The 6047-nt window shown below is 67.2% G+C and carries 7 protein-coding genes; 6 read left to right on the forward strand and 1 reads right to left on the reverse strand.

Annotated features, from left to right (window positions below; all coding sequences use genetic code 11):
- Window positions 1-18: 18 nt before the first annotated feature.
- Entirely contained in the window at window positions 19-255 is a 237-nt protein-coding gene (locus VNN10_01985) for a hypothetical protein (protein HXH20770.1), read from the reverse strand.
- A gap of 155 nt (window positions 256-410) precedes the next feature.
- On the opposite strand from VNN10_01985, the gene VNN10_01990 reads away from it, so the two are divergent.
- The 6 genes from VNN10_01990 to VNN10_02015 form a co-directional block, all read left to right on the forward strand.
- Window positions 411-1199: a glycosyltransferase family 2 protein gene (locus VNN10_01990; protein ID HXH20771.1), complete on the forward strand. Its 789-nt coding sequence runs from the start codon at window positions 411-413 to the stop codon at window positions 1197-1199.
- Window positions 1200-1242: 43 nt separating this feature from the next.
- Complete coding sequence (locus VNN10_01995) at window positions 1243-1983, forward strand: methyltransferase domain-containing protein (protein ID HXH20772.1); 741 nt, start codon at window positions 1243-1245, stop codon at window positions 1981-1983.
- The gene (locus tag VNN10_02000) at window positions 1980-3020 is read left to right on the forward strand and encodes an NAD-dependent epimerase/dehydratase family protein (GenBank protein HXH20773.1); all 1041 of its coding nucleotides are present in this window, start codon (window positions 1980-1982) and stop codon (window positions 3018-3020) included. Before VNN10_01995 ends, VNN10_02000 begins: the two co-directional genes overlap by 4 nt.
- On the forward strand, window positions 3017-4156 hold the full coding sequence (locus VNN10_02005) for a DegT/DnrJ/EryC1/StrS family aminotransferase (protein ID HXH20774.1): 1140 nt from the start codon (window positions 3017-3019) through the stop codon (window positions 4154-4156). Before VNN10_02000 ends, VNN10_02005 begins: the two co-directional genes overlap by 4 nt.
- Before the next feature lie 129 nt (window positions 4157-4285).
- The gene (locus VNN10_02010; protein HXH20775.1) at window positions 4286-5053 is read left to right on the forward strand and encodes an NYN domain-containing protein; all 768 of its coding nucleotides are present in this window, start codon (window positions 4286-4288) and stop codon (window positions 5051-5053) included.
- 218 nt (window positions 5054-5271) lie between these two features.
- Window positions 5272-6047: FAD-binding oxidoreductase (locus VNN10_02015; protein ID HXH20776.1), on the forward strand; the 776-nt coding region annotated here is incomplete at its 3' end.

Below are 6047 nucleotides of genomic sequence, written 5' to 3' on the forward strand. Positions count from 1 at the left end.
GGCAACGTGCCGGACGGCTTACTGTTCCTCCTCGCCGTCCTCGTCGTCGACGATGCTCTCTTCCTCGATGCCCAGCAGTCGCAGCCGCGCGCGGTCGTATCGCCTCTTTGCCCGGCTCTCGCGGTTGAGCAGGCCCTTTAGCCGGATGGGGTCGAGCCTCTTACCGTCGAGGAAGACCTCATGCAGGGCGGCGAGCTGGCGCTGCCAGCCCTCGAAGGCCTCACGGTAGGCCTGCTTGGTCTCTTCGTCAGCCACGGGCCAAGTATAGGCTCCGCCTTACGTGCCAGCGACAAGCCCCGGCCAGCAGCCGCGCGGCTGGCGAGAATGTTATCGATATATGCTCCCTTAACAATTCATTGACCCCCCAGACTCTCGCTGTCAGAATGCGGCTAACCCGGAGGGAGGTCATCGTGTCCCAGGAGGAACCGCGGCTCTCCAGCGTCAGCGCTTTCTTCCCCTGCTACAACGACGCCAACACAATCCCCGGCCTCGTGCGCACGGTCGAGGCGGCCCTGAAGCGCCTGACGGATGACTACGAGATCATCGTGGTCGACGACGGCAGCAGCGACGGCAGCCGCGAGGTGGTGCGGGCGTTGATGGCGGAAGTGCCTGGCCTGCGGCTCATCGAGCACGAGAAGAACCGCGGCTACGGCGGCGCGCTCAAGAGCGGCTTCGAGCACGCAGAAAAGGACTACGTCTTCTACACCGACGGCGACGGCCAGTACGACCCTTCAGAGATCGCAGCCCTGGCGCGCGAGATGCGCCCCGGCGTTGACGTCGTGAACGGCTACAAGCTCTCGCGCCAGGACCCCTGGTATCGCCAGCTGATCGGCAGCCTCTACCAGCACACGACGCGCGTCCTTTTCGCGCTCCCCATCCGTGACGTCGACTGCGACTTCCGCCTCTTGAGGCGCTCCGTGTTCGAACGAGTAAGCCTCGAGTCCAGCAACGGCTCGATCTGTATCGAACTGGTGCGCAAGTTGAAGGACTCAGGCTGCAGGATGGTGGAGGTGCCCGTGCACCACTACGCCCGCGCCTACGGCACCTCCGAGTTCTTCAAGCCGAAGCGCATCGCCCGCGCGCTCGCCGGCATGGCTCGCTGGTACATCCGCCTCGTGCTCCTGCGGGAGCAGAAGCGCCGCGTGCGCGACAGCGCCCGCCGGGCGCGCATAGCGGAGGACGCCGAGGCGTTGGGGTAAGATCACCAGGCCGCCCTGGCCCGCCATCTCAACAGGACATAACTTGGAGCCCGCCGAATACGACTACATGTTCCATCTGGAGGACGCGTACTGGTGGTACGTGGGCATGCGCCGCATCGCCCGGACCCTCCTCCAGAGACAACTCCGGGACGGCCGCCGCGGCCTGAGGATCCTCGACGCCGGAGCCGGCACCGGAGGCTCTCTTCAACTCCTCAAGGACTACGGTGAGGTCACTGCCTTCGACTTCGCCCCTCAGGCGGCGGAAATGTACGCCCGCCGCGAAAAGGGACGGATCTGCGTCGCCAGCATCGACTCCATCCCCTTCCGGGACAATTCCTTCGACCTCGTTACCTCCTTCGACGTCGTCTGCCAGCTCGAGGAGACGTCGGAGCAGGCGGCATTCCGCGAGCTGTGGCGCGTGCTGCGACCGGGAGGCGGCTTGATGGTGCGCGTCCCCGCCTTTCAGTTCCTCCACGGCCCCCACGATGTTGTCCTCCACACGAGGCATCGTTACTCTGCGGGAGAGATGGCGGCCAAGCTCGCTGGCGCAGGCTTCCGGGACGTCAAGACCACCTATGCCAACACCTTCCTCTTCCCGGTGGCCCTCGCGCGCCGCCTGGCCTCGAAGGCCCTGCGCATGCGGCCGACGGACTCGGACGTGCGGCCGGTGCCGGGCCCGGTGAACGCGGCCTTCACTGCCGTCCTCACCCTCGAGTCCGCCATCCTCTCGCGGACGCGCCTGCCCTTTGGCCTGTCCGTAATCGCCGTCGCGACCAAGCCATGACCACCGACCTCCTGCGGACGCCAGACCCGGAGCCGCTGTTCGCTGACCGCCGGCTCGAAGCCTACCGGGGGACGCGGGCCCTCGTGACGGGCGGCCTTGGCTTCATTCCGAGCAACGTCGTGCACGCGCTTACGACCCTTGGCTGCAGCGTCGTCGTCGTCGACTCCCTGGCGCCGGGACAGGGCGGTAACCGCTTCAACCTCAGCGGCATCGAGGACCGGGTAGACGTGCGGATCGCGGACATCCGGGACGACGCCGCCATGACGGACGCGGTGAAGGGCTGCGACTTCGTCTTCAACATGGCGGCGGCCGTGAGCCACCTCGATAGCCTCGATGACCCCTTCCCGGACTTCGAGGTCAACGCCCGCGGCAACCTGCAGGTGCTGGAGGTCATCCGAAAGCACGCGCCAGGCGCGCGCGTGGTCTACGCGGGTACACGCAGCGAGTACGGGCTCATCCAGTCGACGCCGGTCAGCGAAGCCCACCCCCTCCTGCCAACCGAGTCCAACAGCGCCAACAAGGCTGTCGCCACCCTGTATCACGTCGCTTATCACATCGCCCACGGCCTGCACACGGTGAGCATGAGGCTGACGAACACCTATGGCCCGCGGATGCTGGTGCAGCACTACCGCCAGGGCTTCATCAACTGGTTCGTCCGCCTGGCGATAGAAGGCGCTACCTTCCGCCTTTATGGCGACGGCACCCAGGTCCGCGACTTCGTCTACGTGGACGACACCGTGCGGGCCCTTCTGCTGGCGCCTATCGTGCCCGGCACGGCCGGCCAGGTCTTCAACGTTGGCAGCGGCAAGCCGGTGTCCCTGCGGGAGACCGCTGAGACCCTGATCTCGATCACGGGCCGGGGCAGCATCGAGTACGTCCCCTTCCCGGAAGACGCCAAGCGCATAGAGATCGGCGACTACGTCGCCGATACGCAAAAGATCAACCAGGTGCTGGATTGGCGGCCCCTGGTCTCCCTCCGGGACGGCCTCGAGCGCAGCATACGCTACTACGAGGCCTTCCAGGAGCACTACTGGTGAGCGCCAGCCGCATCCCGGTAATCGACCTCAAGCGCCAGTACGCCGCGCTCAAGGCCGAAATAGACGAGGCGGTAAGGCGGGTGGTCGAGTCGGGCTACTACGTGATGGGGCCAGAGGTCAGGGCCTTCGAGCAGGAGTGGGCCCGTTACTGCGGGACGGAGCACTGCGTGGCGCTGGCCAACGGCACCGACTCGCTGCACCTGGCCCTGCGAGCCCTTGGCGTCGGGCCCGGGGACGAAGTTGTCACCGTTGCCTTCACGCTCAGCGCGACGCTGGACGCGATCATCGCCCTCGGCGCCCGGCCGGTCCTCGTCGACATCGACCCGTCGACCTACACGATGGACCCAGCGCTTGTCCCGTCCGCCCTGTCGCCTCGCACGAAGGCGGTCCTGCCGGTGCACATCTACGGCCACCCGGCGGACATGGACGCCATCCTCGAGGTGGCCTCGGCAGCCGGCCTGCCCGTGGTCGCTGACTCCTGCGAGGCGCACGGGACGCTGTACCGGGGCAAACAGGTCAATTCGCTGGCGCATGTGAGCTGCTTCAGCTTCTACCCCACGAAGGGCCTGAACGCGATGGGCGACGCCGGCGCGATCGTGACCAACGACGCCGGGTTGGCCGAGCGCGTGCGCCGGCTGCGAGTACACGGCTGGGATCGCCGCTTCCACAGCGCCGAGTCGAGCCTGAACAGCCGGATGGACGAAATCCACGGCGCCGTCTTGCGCACGAAACTGCCCCACCTTGACGCCTGGAACCGCCGCCGCAACGAGATCGCGGCCCGCTATGACGCCGCCGTAGCCGGCTCCAGCGTGCGCCCGGCGCCGCACGCGCCCTGGGCCACGCCAAGCTACTACCTCTACGTCATCGCAACGCCTGAGCGCGACGCCCTGCGTCGCGACCTCGACGCGGCCGGCATCGACTCTGACGTCCACTGGCCGGAGCCGCCCCATCTGCAGCCGGCTTTCGCCCACCTTGGCTACGAGAAGGGCAGCCTGCCGGTCACCGAGCGGGTGTGCAATGAGGTGTTGACCCTGCCGATGTTCCCGGAGCTGACGGACGCCGAAGTCGACCGAGTGTGTGACGTGCTGCGGCGGTTCGCGGCCAGGACCGCGTCCCTGCCGGTGCCCGGCGGGTAACATCAGTCCCTTGCCGCACGCCCCGTCCCGCGGTATACGCTAGAGGTGCGACGGGTCTCGCGAGGGCCCAGCACTTTACCAGCCGAATACCTCCCGTCCCGCCGTGCTTCCTCTGGAAAGGAGTACGGAATGACCGATAGGCTGACTGACGAAGTCGCCTTGTTCATTGACCTGGAGAACATCACGACAGCTCTGTGGAACAAGTTTCAGCAGGCGCCCGACGCGGCGTCTTGGGTCGAAAAGGCTCGCAAGTACGGTCCCATTAGCTTCGCCCGCGCCTACGGTGATTTCAGCCAGCCGCACCTCGCCAGGCTGGAATCTGACCTCAGGGCCTACGGCATCGAGAAATTCGACTGTCCAACGAAGCAACGCGGCGGCCTCACCCAGAGCACCGTCGACGCCAACATCATCTATGACCTTTTCGAGGTGGCCCAGGACCGCCCGGCCATCAAGACCTTCGTCCTGATGGCCGGTGACAGCGATTACATCCGTATCGTGGCGCGGCTGCGAAACCGCCAGCAGAAGGACGTCGTCATCGCCGGCGTGCCCGGCAGCATCAGCCGGGACCTGATCCGCGCCGCGAACATCGAGGACAGCATCGAGCCGGTAGCGCCGGTCGAGATCGACGAGCACAAGCTCATTCGCATCATCTACAACTACGAGGAGTCCCGCCGGCCAGGCATCTTGCCGACCTTCCGCTACATGCTCCAGTACGTGTCCGACCCCCGGAACATCGACGTGATCAGCCCCCAGCTTGCCCCCAGCAAGCTCAATGACTTCGTGCGGAGCGGCATTCTGGAGCAATTCGAGACGCAGGGAAACGCGGGAACCCCTGTGCGTGTGACTCGCCTCAACCACGAACACCCCACCGTGAAAGAGGCGTTGAAGGACATCTAACGGCGGGGCGGGAGGCTTCGGCGGTAATATAGAGCGTCCGGCGCTGAGAGGCCCTTCTGACTGCCACCGACACTACTCACAATCTCCTACGCGGCCTCCAGGAGGCGCTCGGTCCGTCTCAGGTCGATACACGCCCCGAGACTGTCACGGCCCTGGCAGATGACGCGCTCAGGGGCCGCGGCGCGGTGGCGGACGCGCCTCAGCCACCGATTGCCGTCGTGAGGCCCCGAGACGCCCAGGGCGTGGCCAGCGTACTGCGGCTCGCCGGCGCTGCCGCGGTCCCGGTTGTCGTCTACGGGGCGGGCACCGGCCTCATGGGCGGCGCTCGCTCCCTCAGGCCCGGCCTCGTCCTCGATACCACCGGCCTCGATGGAGTGGACGTCCGCCCGGCAGACCGGCTTGTCTGGGCCGGCGCTGGCGCTGTGCTCGCCGACGTCGACGCTCGCCTCCGGGAGCACGGCCTCGCGCTCGGCCACGACCCCTGGACCTTCCCGGTCGCCACTGTAGGCGGACCGATCAGCACGAACGGCCTCGGCTACAAGGGCGGCCGCTACGGCGGCATGGGCGACCAGGTGCTGGCGATCGAGGCCGTGCTGGCGGACGGGACGGTCTTGCGCACACCCGCCGTGCCCAGGCACTCCACCGGCCCCGATCTCGCGCGCCTGTTTGTCGGCGCCGAAGGGTTGCTCGGTGTGGTAACCGCCGCGGCCCTGCGGGCCTTCCCGGTAGCAGAGCGGCTGGAGTTCCTCGCCTTCAGCTTCGAGAGCTTCGAAGCTGGCTTCGAAGCGGTCGCCGCCATCTGCGGCTTGGGCCTGCGGCCGGCGTTCCTGGACTACGGCGAGGAGCACGCCAGCCGCTGGCGCGGCCCTCGCGACGAGCCCCCCTGCCTCTACCTGGGGTTCGAGGGCTTCGCCGAGGAGGTGGAGGCCTGCCTGACCCGCGCGCGAAGGATCGCTACCGCCCACGGCGGGAGTGCCCTCGCGGAGGACGAGGC

The organism is Dehalococcoidia bacterium (assembly GCA_035574915.1).
GTDB lineage: Bacteria > Chloroflexota > Dehalococcoidia > DSTF01 > WHTK01 > DATLYJ01.

Coding starts and splice junctions, on each gene's coding strand:
- VNN10_02000 (HXH20773.1), top strand. CDS start 1,980: ATGACCACCGACCTCCTGCGGACGCCAGACCCGGAGCCGCTGTTCGCT.
- VNN10_02010 (HXH20775.1), top strand. CDS start 4,286: ATGACCGATAGGCTGACTGACGAAGTCGCCTTGTTCATTGACCTGGAG.